This is a genomic window from Stenotrophomonas sp. TWI377 (genome assembly GCF_039674525.1).
GTDB lineage: Bacteria > Pseudomonadota > Gammaproteobacteria > Xanthomonadales > Xanthomonadaceae > Stenotrophomonas.
Genome location: NZ_JBDJNT010000021.1, coordinates 1 through 13,973 on the forward strand (window position 1 = coordinate 1; position 13,973 = coordinate 13,973).

Genomic DNA, 13,973 nt, shown 5'->3' on the forward strand with positions numbered 1-13,973 from the left:
GGCCGGCTCCTCGGCATTGTCGGGAGCCGGCCAGCGGCCGGCACTACTTGCTGCGTGTCCCGGCAACCCACCCACGCCGCCCCAGCCAAGCAGACAGAGGTGTCCCCTTCACCCCGCTCCGGCAATAATGGCCGCCTGCCTTCCGCCGAGTCGCCATGCCTTCGTTCGAAACCCGCGTCAGCCGCCTGTGGGCGCATGAGAAGGCCAGCTATGGCCTGCGGGTGTTCATCGCGTTGTCCGCGGCGATGGGGCTGTGCTGGTATCTCGACCAGCTGCCTGCGCTGCCGGGCGTATTCCTGGGCATCATCGCCAGCGCGATCGCCGAGACCGACGACAACTGGTGGGGCCGGATCAAATCGGTCGCCCTGTCACTGATGTGCTTCGTGGCTGCCGCCGCCGCGGTCGTGGTGCTGTTCCCGCATCCGTGGTGGTTCATCACCGCGCTGGCCGCAGCGACGTTCGGGCTGACCCTGCTCGGCGCGCTCGGCGAGCGCTATGCCTCCATCGCGCAGGCCACGGTGACGCTGGCCATCTACACCATGATCGGGCTGGAGCAGCACGGCGCGGCCGATCTGTCCCAGGCGATCAACGCGGTCAGCCATCTGCTGGCCGGTGCGGTCTGGTACGCGCTGCTCTCGATCCTGTGGACCGCCCTGTTCGCCAACCGGCCCGTGCGCGAGCGGGTCGCGCGCCTGTACCTGGAACTGGGCCGCTACCTGCAGCTCAAGGCCGATCTGTTCGAACCGGTGCGCGATGCCGACGTGCAGAAGCGCCAGCTGGCCCTGGCCGAGCAGAACCGGCGCGTGGTCGAAGCGCTGAACATCGCCAAGACCGCGATCCTGGCCCGGTTTGGCCGCTCCGGTCGCCCCGGCGTGCAGTCCGGCCTGTACCTCCGCCTGTACTACATGGCGCAGGACTTCCATGAGCGTGCCAGCTCCTCGCACTACCCCTACGGCGCACTCACCGAGGCGTTCTTCCACAGCGACGTGCTGTACCGCTGCCAGCGCCTGCTCGCGCTGCAGGGTGAGGCCTGCGCCAACCTCGGCCAGGCGATCCGCCTGCGCCAGCCGTTCCAGTACGGCGAGCGCACCAAGCAGGCCACGGCCGACCTGACCGATTCGATCACCTGGCTGCGTGCCCAGCACAACCCGCAGTGGCAGCGCCTGCTGGCCTCGCTGGAACTGCTCGGCCACAACCTGCAGAGCATCGAGCGGCGCCTGTCCGAGGCCGAGAAGTCCGAGTCCACCCTGGACAACGTCGATACCCGCCTGCGCGATACCAACCCGCATACCCTGCGCGAGATGGGTGTGCGCATCCGCCAGCAGCTCACCCCCGGCTCGGTGCTGTTCCGGCACGGCCTGCGCATGGCGCTGGCGCTGATCGTCGGGTTCGCCGCGATCCGGCTGTTCAACGCACAGAACGGCTCGTGGGTGCTGCTCACCATCGTGTTCGTGTGCCGCCCGCACTTCGGCGCGACCCGCCAGCGGCTGGCACAACGGATCGCCGGCACGCTGATCGGCCTGGTGCTGACCTGGGCGCTGATGCAGCTGTTCCAGGACCTGCGCATCGAACTGCTGATCGCCCTGCTCTCGGCGCTGCTGTTCTTCTTCACCCGCAGCGATCGCTACCTGGTGGCCTCGGCGGCGATCACGGTGATGGCACTGACCTGCTTCAACCTGATCGGCGATGGCTTCCTGCTGATCTGGCCGCGCCTGGTGGATACCCTGCTGGGCTGCGCGATCGCCGCGGCGGCCGCCTTCCTGATCCTGCCCGACTGGCAGGGCCGGCGCCTGAACCTGGTGATGGCCCGTGTGCTCGACAACTGCGCCAAGTACCTGCACGCCGTACTGGGCCAGTACGGCAGCGGGATGCAGGACGATCTGGCCTATCGCATCGCACGCCGGGACATGCACAACGCCGATGCGGCGCTGTCCACGGCACTGTCGAACATGCTGCGCGAGCCCGGCCACGTGCGCCGCAACCTGGATGCCGGCTTCCGCTTCCTGGCGCTGTCCAACACCCTGCTCGGCCATCTCTCCGCACTGGGCGCCCACCGCACCCAGCTGGACAGCTACGGCCAGGATCCACTGGCGCTGTCCGGTGGGGAACGCGTCGAACAGGCGATGCAGCAGATCGCCACTGCGCTGCAGCGGCGCGAGCCGGTGGCTGAAGACGCCAACGAGGGCGATCGGGCCCTGGCCGAGCAGCTGGAGCAGATCCCGGACGACATGCCCCCCAAGCTGCAGCTGATCCGCACCCAGATGGGGCTGATGCTGCGCCTGCTGCCCAAGCTGCGGGGCGCCGCCAATGAGGCCGCGCGCACGCTGCGGTAGGTATCGACCGTTGGTCGATACGGATGTTGAAGGGCTCACGACCTATTGAACGTTCTCACGACCAACGGTCGTGAGCTACCCAAGACGGGGCTGCCTGCACCGTTCCGCGGCGCTGCCATGCTGCGCCAACAGGGAGAATGCTAGGCTGCGCCGGTTCGCAAGGAGTCTCCATGTCCGGCCATAGTCAGTTCGCTCTGCTCAGGCAACGCCGTTTCCTGCCGTTTTTCATCGTCCAGTCGCTGGGCGCGTTCAACGACAACGTCTACCGCCAGGCGATCATCGCGCTGCTGTTCTTCCTCGGCACGCCGATCGAAGAGCGCTCGCTGTATACCAACCTGGCGCCGGCGATCTTCATCCTGCCGTACTTCCTGTTCTCGGCACTGGCCGGCCAGATCGCGGAGAAGCTGGAGAAATCCCGGCTGATCGTGATCACCACGACCATGGAAATCGCGATCATGTCGCTGGCCGCACTCGGTTTCCTGACCGAGAGCATGCCCGTGCTGCTGGTGGCACTGTTCTGCACCGGCATGCAGTCCACGCTGTTCGGGCCAGTGAAGTACTCGGTGCTGCCCTCGATCCTCAAGCCCGAGGAACTGACCGGCGGCAACGGCCTGGTCGAGATGGGCACCTCGCTGTCGATCCTGACCGGCATGATCGCCGGCGGCCTGATCTTCGCCCTGTCCGGGAGCCATGGGCCGATCGTGGCGGCCACCGCGGTGATCGTGCTCGCCGTCGCGGGCAATCTGACCGCACGGATGATCCCCAAGGTCGATGCGGGCGCGCCGGACCTGAAGATCAACTGGAACCCGCTGCCCGAGTCGCTCGCGGTGCTGCGCATGGCCAAGAAGCAGAAGGCCGTGCGCAACGCGATCCTGGGCGTGTCCTGGTTCTGGTTCGTCGGCACCATGCTCACCTCGCAGCTGCCGACCTATGCCGAGGTCAACCTCGGCGGCGGCTCCCTGCTCTACATCTTCGCGCTGGCCCTGTTCTCGCTGGGCACCGGCACCGGTTCGCTGCTGTGCGAGAAGCTGTCCGGGCGCACCGTAGAAATCGGGCTGGTGCCGCTGGGGGCGTTCGGCATGACCGCCTTCATGCTCGACCTGTACTTCGCCCGCGTCGGTGAAGCTGCCGTGGCCGGGCTATCGATCTGGCAGTTCGTGCAGGCGCCGGGCAGCGCGCGCATCATCATCGATCTGATCGGCATCGGCCTGTTCACCGGCTTCTTCGTGGTGCCGTTGTTCGCGCTGATCCAGAGCCGCACGGCCAAGTCGGAAATGTCACGCGTGTTCGCTGCGCTCAACATCCAGAACTCCGGCTTCATCGTGCTCGCTGCGGGTCTTGGCCTGCTGACCCAGCGCGTGCTGGACTGGACCATCCCGCAGCTGTTCCTGGCGCTGGCGATCGCCAACGCCGTGGTGTCGATCTACATCTTCACGATCGTGCCTGAATTCCTGATGCGCTTCCTCAGCTGGGTGATGGTGCGTGCGCTGTACCGGCTGCGCCCGCACGGGATCGAGACCCACGTGCCGGACGAGGGCGCGGCGCTGATCGTGTGCAACCACGTCAGCTACATGGACGCGCTGATCCTGTCGGCGACGATCCCGCGGCCGGTGCGCTTCGTCATGTACTACAAGATCTTCAACATCCCGGTGATGCGCTGGATCTTCCGCACCGCCAAGGCGATCCCGATCGCCGGCGCACGCGAAGATCCCGCGCTGATGCAGGCCGCCTTCGATGAGGTGGACAAGGCGCTGGCCGAGGGCGAGCTGGTCTGCATCTTCCCCGAGGGCGCGTTGACCCGCGATGGGCAGATGGGCGCGTTCAAATCGGGCGTGGAGAAGATCCTGGAGCGTCGCCCGGTACCGGTGGTGCCGATGGCGCTGCGTGGGATGTGGTCGAGCATGTGGAGCCGCCGCGACACGCGCCTGGGCCGCATGCGTGTGCCTCGCCGCTTCCGCGCGCATGTGGAGGTGGTCGCCTCTGCGCCGATCGCGGGGGATGCTGCCACCGCACCGATGCTGGAAAGCCAGGTGCGACAGCTGCGGGGCGATCAGGCGTGAGCCCCGCCGTGCCTGCATGTAACCGTATACATAGAGACAGGGACATCGGTTAGATTACCGCCCGGGACACCTCGTACGCACCCACCCACCCAAGCAAATGGAGTTTCGCTGATGAATGCCACCGCCCCCCTGCCGCCCGCCCCGGGCAGCATTCCGAACCACCTGATCTGGTCGATCGTCGTCACCATACTGGCGTTCTTCGTGTGCTGCCTGTCGTGCCTGAGCTTCCCGGGCATCGTCACCGGTGTGGTCGCGATCGTGTTCGCCAGCAAGGTCAACGGCCTGCTCAACCAGGGCGACCTGGAAGGCGCGCGTCGTGCTTCCAAGAACGCCAAGATCTGGGCATGGGTCACCACCGGCTTCCTGATCGCCGGCGTGGTGCTGTTCGTGATCTCGCTGGCCTTCATGGGCGTGGACGGTTACATGGAGCAGATGCAGCAGTTCCAGCAGCAGATCGAAAGCAACAGCTGATGATCGCGCTGCACGGCAAGCGCTGGTTGCTGGCGTTGTTGCCACCGGCCGCACTGGCGGCCGGTGCGGGAGTCTGGGTGCTGCGGCACTACGACCCCAACAGCGCCAGCAGTCCGTTCCCGCCGTGCAGCTTTCTGGCGGTCACCGGGTATTACTGCATCGGCTGCGGGCTGACGCGTGCACTGCACGCGCTGGCCCACGGCGATGTGGCCACCGCGTTTTCGATGAATCCCCTGGCCATGCTGATGCTGGCCATCGCCCCGCTGGTGCTCGGCTGGGCATTGGGCTGGCGGCCACGCGCGCTGCAGCCGTTGATCACGCTGCTGATGAAGCCCGCTTTCTGGCTGATCCTGCTGCCCGCGTACTGGATCGCACGCAACCTGCCGTGGGTGCCGTTTACCTGGTTGGCACCGGGCTGATCCGGACGGCTAGGTGACCCAGCCGGCGATCACCAGCAGCGCCAGCACCGCCATCCACAGCAGCAGCATGCGCCACACCAGGCTCATCGCATCGCGCAGCTCCGGCAGGCGACGCCACACCGGCACCATCCCCGCATCACTGTAATCGTGCGCGTCCTCACGCAGCTCGGCGCTCACGCTTGCCCGCGCGACCGCACCGAGAAAGTGTGTCGAGGCCGACCACTGATTCCCGTGCGCTTCGCGCCAGGCCTTGAACGCGGTATCAAAGTTGCCGACCAGCGCCATCGACAGCGACATCAGCTGCGCCACCGGCCACTCCAGCCAGGACAGCACCACGCGCGCCCCGGCGACCGCCTCCACGCTGGCCAGCGAGCGCATCGGGCCAACCCCCAGCAAGGCGAGCAGGCGATACAGCAGCGCGCCGACCGGGCCCAGCAGCAGGAACCAGAACAGCACCGCGAACCAGCGCCGCAGCGCGTTGAGCACGGTGGCTTCGACCAGCGAGGGGACGTCTTCCTGCAGGCTGCCACCGGCGGACTGCAGCTGCGCGATCGCCAGGTGGCGGGCGTGGGCGTCATCGGCGTCGATCACCGCCTCGACATCGCGGTCCAGATCGCGCGGGCCCCAGCACATCACCAGCACCAGCACGCCCAGCAGCAGCGACGGCAGGCCGTAGACGCGGTCATCGAACAGCCACTGGAGCAGGCCCAGCACTGCCACGAACGGCAGCACCGCCAGCCAGGCGCCCTTGCGGCCGCGCCAGACCCCGTCTTCGGCGGCGTGCCGGTCCAGCCACTGCAGCCAGCGCCGGTACAGGCCGAAACGCCGCAGCGCGACGGCCACGCCCGGCGCGACATGGCCCAGGGCCAAGGCAACCAGCACGGCGACCAGGGTGGTGAACATGTAAGCCTCCGGCTCGGGACGTGGAACGCGCCGCTACTATGCCTTGCGGCCCGGCAATTCCCCGGGCCGTTGGTAATGTACCGCGCCGCGTGTTCAGCCTGCGGCAACGGCAGGCGACGGTCAGGCGATCTGCTGGCGGTACCAGTGCTCGATCAGGCTGCGCGAGATCGAGATCGGCGGCGACAGGCGGATGCCTTCGCCGTCATCCTCGACATCCCGGGCCAGGGCAGCGCCCACTTCCTCGGCGGTAAACCAGCGCGCATCTTCCAGCTCGCCGTTCACGGTCGGCACGTCGTCTTCGGCCGTGGCGGCGAAGCCCAGCATCAGTGCGCCGGGGAACGGCCATGGCTGGGTGCCCAGGTAGCGGCACTCGCGCACGCGCACCCGGCTCTCCTCGAAGACCTCACGGACCACGGTCTGCTCCAGGGACTCACCCGGCTCGACGAAGCCGGCCAACACCGAATAACGGCGCGGGGCCCAGTTCGCCTGGCGGCCGAGCAGCAGCCGGCCCTGGTTCTCCACGGCCACGATCACCGCCGGATCGACCCGGGGGTAGTGTTCGGTGGCGCACTGGCCACACCGGCCCACGAAGCCACCGCGGCTGAAGGTCACCGCGCCGCCGCACACCCCGCAGAAGCGGGTGCGCGACTGCCAGTAGGACATGCCCCGGGCGTAACAGAAGGCGGTGGAATCGGCGATGGACCAGGTCGCGGCGGACTGGCGCAGGTCGACCCGCTGCGGCGCCGTCACCGACAGCCCGGCGGCCTCCATCGAGAACCACGCCTGCTCGCCGCGCAGGCCGAGGAAGATCGCGGTGCCCGGGCCACCGCCCAGATCCGCGCCGGTCAGCGGCAGCGGCTGACCATCGTGGCCGGCCAGCGCCGTGCCGTCCTGGTCGAGCACCAATACACGCGCGTCCGGCCACAGGCGCAACAACGCATCGGCGTCATCGCGCAGGGTATCGGCGCGCTCCAGCGGCTCGCTGACGAAGGCGAAACCGGAAAGCTGCGAAGAGAATTTGGACATCGCAAGAGCCTGCCCACATTCGGCGGGACTGGCAAGCGGCAACCGACCGTCAGGCCGGTTGCGCGCACATCACATGCTGAAACTGCTGCCGCAGCCGCAGGTGGTCTTGGCGTTCGGATTTCGGATCACGAACTGCGCGCCGGTCAGGCTTTCGGTGTAATCCACCTCGGCGCCCATCAGGTACTGCAGGCTCAGCGGATCGACCAGCAGGGTGACGCCGGCGGTATCCACCGCCAGGTCGTCCTCGGCGCGGTTCTCGTCGAACTCGAAGCCGTACTGGAAGCCGGAACAACCGCCGCCTTCGATGTAGACGCGCAGGGCGAGGGCAGCGTTGCCCTCATCCTGGATCAGCTCCTTGACCTTGGCCGCAGCGGCCTCGGTGAAGTTCAGCGGACGGTCCAGGGACTGGTAGTTCGGCGCGGCGGCGGGAGCGCCGGGCAGGGAAACAAGCGTGCTCATGCCCCCAGCATGGGGGTGCATGAGCACGGTTTCAAGTTGTCACGCGGGCGCGATTCAGGCCATCGCCTCGGCCAGCTTCTTGCGGGCCGCGGTGTCCTTGCCCTTGCCTTGGTCCGCATCCCCGGACGGCGGCGGCAGGGCCATCTGCGCCGAGCTATGGATCAGGCGGCCGGTCAGCTGGGCGCCGGCGTGCATTTCCACCACCTGGTAATGGATGTTGCCCGTCACCCGGGCGCTGGGGGTCAGTTCGACCCGCTCGGTGGCGTGCACATCCCCGTCCAGGCGGCCGCTGATGACCACCACCTGGGCACGGATCTCGCCCTCGATGGCGCCATGCTCGGCCACCGTCAGGGTGGCGTTGCTGGCGCCGTCCTGGGCGATCACCTTGCCCAGGATGGTGCCTTCCACGTACAGGCCACCGCTGAATTCCACGTCCCCGCGGATCACCACCTGCGCGCCGATCAGCGCGTCCACGACCAGATGTCCGTCGCGGTTGGATTTGTTGCTGCCAAACATGGGCTTACTCCCCTTCTTTTGCCGATGCCGCCGGTGCTCCGGCCTGCTTCCAATCGAATACCTGGGTGGCGCCCCCCGCGCCCGATCCCAGCGTGACCCGCACACGTTGCGGGGTGAAGCCTGGTGGCAGCATCACGCTGCCGGTGAGCTGCTGGAAGTACCGGAAGGAATAGTCCTGGCCCGGCACCTTGGTGCGCTGGTGCAGCTCGTCCCAGCTGACCGAGGTCAGCTTGCCGTCCTTGACGCCTTCCACCGTGAAGCGCATCTGCCCCTGGCTGATCGCCCCGCGGTTCAGGTTCTGGGTCAGCACCACGGCGTACTGCCAGGTGCCGCCCGTCTCCGGCGAGAACTCCACCGAATGGGTGTTCAGGCCCTTGCGCTGGCTGGTCGCTCCGACCAGGCGCTCATAGAAGGCCACGTCGGCGCGCAGGCCGGCGATTTCTTCGTCGCGCTCGCCCAGCGAGGTCTGGACTTCGTTGTTGGCGGCGCGGCTGATGCGGTCGGACGCCTGCAGGGTGGCCTGGCGCTGCTGCAGTTCGATGAGCTGCTGCTGGAGGCGCTCATTGCGGGTCTCGGCGGCCTTGAGCTGGGTGCCGACGTCACCGCCGGGCGAGCCCAGCCAGGCGCCAAGCAGCACGGCGAGGATCAGCGACAGCAGCCAGGCCCCGCCCAGCACCAGCAGGCGCTTGCGGTCCTGCACGGGCGGCGCGCCCGGCCGGCGGATCTGGATGCGGGAAGGTGTGGGTTTATTCATGGCAGTCCTGGGCGACCGCGCCTGCCGGCGCTGTCGCAACGGCCCCTGTCTGGAACGACGGGCTAGTGTAAGTCAGGGGAAAGACCTTGTCCGCGCAGGGCCGGGATCGGGGCAGTGGCGTTCATGGACGTCATCCCCGATAGTGTGCGCCTGTGCACATTCTGCAGCCGGAGCGCGTGCCATGACCGAAGCCCACCTGTTCGTGATCGGCATCCTGCTGGCCTGGCTGGCCGGCATCCGCGTGTACCTGACCGTGTTCGGCGTCGGCCTGGCCGGCCTGCTCGGCTGGGTCGACCTGCCGCCCGCGCTGCAGGCCACGGAGTCCTGGTGGGTGCTGGGCACCTCGGCCGCGCTGGCCATCGCCGAATTCTTCGCCGACAAGATCCCCGGGGTCGACTCGGTCTGGGATCTGGTCCAGACCCTGGCCCGGGTCCCGGCCGGTGCGTTCCTGGCCGCCGCCACGCTCTCGCCCAGCGGTGAGCTCAGCGGCACCGCACTGGTGGCCGGTGCCGGCGTCGCGCTGGCCAGCCACGGGCTCAAATCCGGTACCCGCGCCCTGCTCAACACCTCACCCGAACCGGCCAGCAACTGGATCGCTTCCGCCGCCGAAGACACCGTGGTGGTCGGCGGGCTCGCGCTCGCGCTGGCGCACCCCTGGCTGGCGCTGATCCTGGTGGTGGCGTGCAGCCTGATCGGCGCGTTGATCGTGTGGATGATCTGGCGGACGCTGTGGAAGGGCATGCGTTGGTTGATGCGGCAGGCCGACAGTGGCCAGACGCAGGTCAAACCGGGAACCCTGCCACGGTGAGGCGTGCCCTGCCTTCGGGTGTTCATCGCATAATTGCGGCGCAGACTGGGAGTACTGATGGCCGTTCACGACAACGTTGTTGCACCCGCCCGCGCCGTGCGCGCTGAAACGCCGCCGGCCGACCACTGGCAGCGCTGGCAAAGCCAGGCCTCACCCGCGCCCGTGGTGCACAGCAATGTCGTCGCGCTGACGCCGGCGCCGGCCAGCCCGCCGCCCCTGCTCCCCCCGATGCACACCGAGACCGGCAGCCTGCCGCCGCCCGGCATCGACTCGCCGTACCGCGTGCTGATCGTCGAAGACGACCGCTCGCAGGCCCTGTTCGCGCAGAGCGTGCTGCACGGCGCCGGCATGGAGGCGCTGGTGCACAGCGATGCCGAGGGGGTGCAGCAGGCCATCGCCGAGCATCGCCCCGACCTGATCCTGATGGACCTGCATCTGCCGGGGCTGGATGGGATGCGGCTGACCGCCCTGATCCGCCAGCAACCCGGCCAGCAGCTGCTGCCCATCGTGTTCCTCAGTGGCGACCCGGATCCGGAGCGCCAGTTCGAAGTGCTCGACAGCGGCGCCGATGATTTCCTCAGCAAGCCGATCCGCCCGCGCCACCTGATCGCCGCCGTCTCCAACCGGATCCGCCGCGCCCGTGCGCAGGCCGCCTCACAGGCGGGCAACGGCAGCGCACCGGCGATGAACAACCCCGAGACCGGCCTGCCGACCCGCCATCATGTGATGCAACAGCTCGGCGCCTCGCTGGCGCACCGCGACCACGGCGGCCTGTTCTTCATCGAGATCGCCAGCGCGCTGGGGCTGCGCGAGCGCTACGGCTATGCCGCGTTCGAACGGCTGATGACCCAGGCGGGCCAACGGCTGGCCGATGCCGCCCAGCCCTACCTGCTGGCACGTCTGAACGACAACAGTTTCCTGGTGCTGGCCCGCGGGGCCGACGAGGCCACGCTGGATGCAATGGCGCATACCCTGCGCGAGCAGTTGTCCACGCGCGCGTTCGTGATCCGCGATGACGAATCCGTGCACCTGCGCGGCGTGGTCGGTCATGCGCAGCTCTCGCCGGGCTTCTCCGATGCGGGCAGCGCACTGGAAGCGGTCGAACGCACCACCTTGCAGGCCCGCCTGCTGACCGCGGGCGTGGCCGCGTACGTGCGCCGCGAAGATGTGGCCGCGCAGGAACACCTGGCGTTGCTTGACGGGCAGCTGGAACTGGCCTACCAGCCGATCGTCGCCGTGGCCGGTGGCAACACCGCGCAATACCAGATGCTGCTGCGGCTGCGCCAGGCCGATGGCAGCGTGCTGGCCGCCGGCCAGGTGATTCCGGCCGCCGAAGCAGCCGGGCGCATTGCCGATCTGGACCAGCAGGTGCTCGACCATGCGCTTGGGCTGCTGGATCTGTATCGCCACGCCGCGCAGCCGCTGCACCTGTTCGTCTCGCAGTCGCTGCGCACGCTGGCCCGCGATGCCTTCGGTGACTGGCTGCTGGAATCGCTGGCGAGCCGGCAGATCGACGGCAGCGCATTGGTCATCGACGTACGCCTGCCCGATGCCTTGATCCACACCGTCACCCTGCAGCAGTTCTGCACGCGCATGCATGCAGCCGGCGTGCGTTTCTGCCTGAGCCAGTTCGAGCCGGGCGATGAAGCCAATGCCTTGATGGCGCAGCTGCCGTTGGCCTATGTGCGCATGGCCGCGCGCTTCTCCAACAGCCACACCAACCAGCAGACGCGCGACGAACTGCGCGCGGCGATCGACCGGGCGCACCGCGCCGGGCTGCGCATCATCGGCCAGCAGATCGAAGACCCGCAGGCAGCGGCCGCGATGTGGATCGGCGGAGTGGATTTCATCCAGGGCAACATGGTCCAGTCCGCCGGCAGCGAACTGAACTTCGACTTCCAGAACTCGGTGCTCTGAGCATGGGACGCCACGGACGGCCAGCCCCCTCCTCCACCCCGGCCCCGCTGTGGATCAGCGCTGCGGCGGCCGCCCTGTGTGCCACTGCCGCGGTGATGGCGCGCATCGGTGCCAATGGGCCGTGGATCGACATTGCCGCCGGCACCGGCGTGGTGGCACTGATCGCCGGCATCCAGGCGGTACGCCGCTGGCGTGACGCGCAGGACCAGCTGGAGCGGCTGCAGCGGCGTAGTGAGGCGCTGGTGCTCGAGCGCGATCAGCTGCAGCAGCGCCGGCAGCAGCAGAACCAGCTTGAACAGGAACTGCTCAGCGCCAAGCAGGCCGCCGAAGCCGCGGCGCTGGCCAAGGGTGAGTTCCTGGCCACCATGAGCCACGAGATCCGAACGCCGCTCAACGGCATCCTGCCGATGCTCGATCTGATCGCGCGCGGCCAGCTCGGCAGTGACCAGCGCCAGATGCTGCAGACCGCGGCGACCAGCTCACAGCAGCTGCTGAGGATCGTCGACGACATCCTCGATTACTCCCGGCTCGAGGCCAAGGGCCTGAACCTGGAGATCACCACGTTCAACCTGCGCGAGCTGCTCGAAGGGCTGGTGCAGTTGATGCAGCGCGCCGCCGATCCGAAAGGCCTGCAGCTCTCGCTCGAACTCGACCCGGCGGTACGCCTGTCCGTCCGTGGCGACCCGGTGCGCCTGCGCCAGGTGCTGAGCAACCTGCTGGTCAATGCGATCAAGTTCACCGAGCGTGGCCAGATCCGGCTGCGCGTGCAGCGCCAGGGCGAGACCAACGCGCAGCACCAGCTGCGGTTCGAGATCGCCGACAGCGGGATCGGCATCGACGACGCCCTGCAGGCGCGCCTGTTCCAGTCCTTCAGCCAGGCCGATGCGTCCACCACGCGCCTGTACGGCGGCACCGGGCTGGGCCTGGCCATCTGCAAGCGCATCATCGACCTGATGCAGGGCCGGATCGGCGTGCACTCCACCGTGGGGCGCGGCGCTACGTTCTGGTTCGAGATTCCCCTGCTCAAGGTGATCGGCGATCTGCCTGCTGTCGGCAACACGCGGCGTGCCTTGCTGATCACCCGCGATGCGGTGCTCGCCCAGCGTATCGAGCGGGTGACCCAGCACCATGATCTGCGCCTGCACACGGTGGAGACCAGCGCCGAAGCGATCGACGCCCTGCGCGCGCCACAGCGCCCCGGTATCGACCCGGCCCTGACCTGGGTGATCGCCGACACCGACGGCCTGCGCCATGGCACCCAGGCACTGCAGAAGGCGGTGGCCGGGAACGAACGGCATCCCACTGCGCAGCTGCTGTGGCTGTACGGCGATGAGGCGCCCGCGCCCGAGTCGCTTGGCCCGGGACCCGCCCTGTCGCGGCAGGGCGCTGACAGTGAACTGCACGCGCTGCTGCGCCCGGTGGTGCCCAGTGCGCGCCCGGCTGCGCTGCTGGCCGAGGTGGAATACGCAGGCTCGCCCACGGCACTGCCGCAGTTCCCGCTGCGCGTGCTGCTGGTGGAAGACAACAGCGTCAACCTGCTGGTCGCGCAGCGGCTGCTGCAGGTGCTGGGCTGCGAGGTGGAGACCGCCACCCAGGGCGAGCAGGCACTGGAGGCACTGCAGGCCCGGCCGTTCGATGTGGTGCTGATGGATTGCCAGATGCCGGTGCTGGATGGCTACGACGCGACCCGCCGCTGGCGCGCGCACGAGGCCACACGAGGCGCGGCGCGGCTGCCGATCGTGGCGATGACCGCCAATGCGATGGCCGGCGACCGCGAGCGCTGCCTGCAGGCCGGCATGGACGATTACCTGTCCAAACCGATCCACCGCGAAACACTCCAGGCCGTGCTGGCACGCTGGGGAAGCGTGCTGGCCGACGACCCGGCGTTGCTGCCGACCCGGCCCTTTGCAGCCACCGCAGCGGTGCCCGCACGCGACCAGACACCCGCCGCGGTGCTCGACCAGGACGTGCTCGATGAATTGCTTGAAGTGATCGGCGCGGACACCGCGCGGGTCATCGGCGTGTTCCTGGATGACACGCCACCGCTGATCCGCCAGCTGCAGGACGCCTCGGTCGCAGCGGACCTGGACCAGCTGCGCGCGTTGGCCCACAGCCTCAAATCCGCCAGTGCGAATGTGGGCGCGATGGCCCTGTCGGCAGCGGCCTGGCGGATCGAGCACGATGCCCGCGCCGGCACGCTGGAGCGCCCCGCCGTGGCGGTGGCGCTGTTGATCGCCGAGTTCGCGCGTGCACGGATCGCGCTGGGCGGCTATCACGCCCGCCTGCGCGCCCCGTTGCAGGGCTGAC

At 68.4% G+C, this 13,973-nt stretch carries 12 protein-coding genes; 7 read left to right on the forward strand and 5 right to left on the reverse strand.

Annotation, left to right across the window (positions count from 1 at the left end):
* The first annotated feature begins 155 nt into the window (after nucleotides 1-155).
* The 4 genes from yccS to ABE546_RS15745 all read left to right on the forward strand — a co-directional run bounded on the left by yccS (nucleotide 156) and on the right by ABE546_RS15745 (nucleotide 5,283).
* Nucleotides 156-2,333: a YccS family putative transporter gene (gene yccS, locus ABE546_RS15730; RefSeq protein WP_346464426.1), complete on the forward strand. Its 2,178-nt coding sequence runs from the start codon at nucleotides 156-158 to the stop codon at nucleotides 2,331-2,333.
* A gap of 170 nt (nucleotides 2,334-2,503) precedes the next feature.
* Nucleotides 2,504-4,393: an MFS transporter gene (locus ABE546_RS15735; RefSeq protein ID WP_313219441.1), complete on the forward strand. Its 1,890-nt coding sequence runs from the start codon at nucleotides 2,504-2,506 to the stop codon at nucleotides 4,391-4,393.
* A gap of 111 nt (nucleotides 4,394-4,504) precedes the next feature.
* The gene (locus ABE546_RS15740) at nucleotides 4,505-4,864 is read left to right on the forward strand and encodes a CD225/dispanin family protein (RefSeq protein ID WP_123729974.1); all 360 of its coding nucleotides are present in this window, start codon (nucleotides 4,505-4,507) and stop codon (nucleotides 4,862-4,864) included.
* Nucleotides 4,864-5,283, forward strand: a complete 420-nt coding sequence (locus ABE546_RS15745) for a DUF2752 domain-containing protein (RefSeq protein ID WP_313211072.1) — start codon at nucleotides 4,864-4,866, stop codon at nucleotides 5,281-5,283. The genes ABE546_RS15740 and ABE546_RS15745 overlap by 1 nt, the downstream gene beginning before the upstream one ends.
* Before the next feature lie 9 nt (nucleotides 5,284-5,292).
* On the opposite strand, the gene ampE is transcribed toward ABE546_RS15745, so the two are convergent.
* The 5 genes from ampE to ABE546_RS15770 all read right to left on the reverse strand — a co-directional run bounded on the left by ampE (nucleotide 5,293) and on the right by ABE546_RS15770 (nucleotide 8,941).
* On the reverse strand, nucleotides 5,293-6,186 hold the full coding sequence (gene ampE, locus ABE546_RS15750; RefSeq protein WP_313211071.1) for a regulatory signaling modulator protein AmpE: 894 nt from the start codon (nucleotides 6,184-6,186) through the stop codon (nucleotides 5,293-5,295).
* Between the two features lie 120 nt (nucleotides 6,187-6,306).
* Nucleotides 6,307-7,212 carry an NAD(+) diphosphatase gene (gene nudC / locus ABE546_RS15755; RefSeq protein ID WP_152150924.1) on the reverse strand — a complete coding sequence of 302 codons (906 nt, stop codon included), beginning with the start codon at nucleotides 7,210-7,212 and terminating at the stop codon, nucleotides 6,307-6,309.
* 69 nt (nucleotides 7,213-7,281) lie between these two features.
* Nucleotides 7,282-7,671, reverse strand: a complete 390-nt coding sequence (gene erpA / locus ABE546_RS15760; RefSeq protein ID WP_019185327.1) for an iron-sulfur cluster insertion protein ErpA — start codon at nucleotides 7,669-7,671, stop codon at nucleotides 7,282-7,284.
* A gap of 54 nt (nucleotides 7,672-7,725) precedes the next feature.
* Nucleotides 7,726-8,187 (reverse strand): polymer-forming cytoskeletal protein, encoded by a 462-nt coding sequence (locus tag ABE546_RS15765; protein ID WP_313211070.1) that lies wholly within the window; start codon nucleotides 8,185-8,187, stop codon nucleotides 7,726-7,728.
* A 4-nt stretch (nucleotides 8,188-8,191) separates the two neighbouring features.
* Nucleotides 8,192-8,941 (reverse strand): DUF6776 family protein, encoded by a 750-nt coding sequence (locus ABE546_RS15770; RefSeq protein ID WP_121040594.1) that lies wholly within the window; start codon nucleotides 8,939-8,941, stop codon nucleotides 8,192-8,194.
* Nucleotides 8,942-9,122: 181 nt separating this feature from the next.
* Between ABE546_RS15770 and ABE546_RS15775 the strand changes: the two genes are divergently transcribed.
* Genes ABE546_RS15775 through ABE546_RS15785 form a run of 3 tightly spaced genes read left to right on the forward strand, consistent with a single transcriptional unit; the run spans nucleotide 9,123 to nucleotide 13,972 of the window.
* Nucleotides 9,123-9,749 (forward strand): DUF4126 domain-containing protein, encoded by a 627-nt coding sequence (locus tag ABE546_RS15775; protein ID WP_088433585.1) that lies wholly within the window; start codon nucleotides 9,123-9,125, stop codon nucleotides 9,747-9,749.
* Nucleotides 9,750-9,806: 57 nt separating this feature from the next.
* Nucleotides 9,807-11,666, forward strand: coding sequence for an EAL domain-containing protein (locus ABE546_RS15780; protein ID WP_313219440.1), 1,860 nt, complete (start codon nucleotides 9,807-9,809; stop codon nucleotides 11,664-11,666).
* Between the two features lie 2 nt (nucleotides 11,667-11,668).
* Nucleotides 11,669-13,972, forward strand: coding sequence for an ATP-binding protein (locus ABE546_RS15785; RefSeq protein WP_313211068.1), 2,304 nt, complete (start codon nucleotides 11,669-11,671; stop codon nucleotides 13,970-13,972).
* The last annotated feature ends 1 nt before the right edge of the window (nucleotide 13,973 follow it).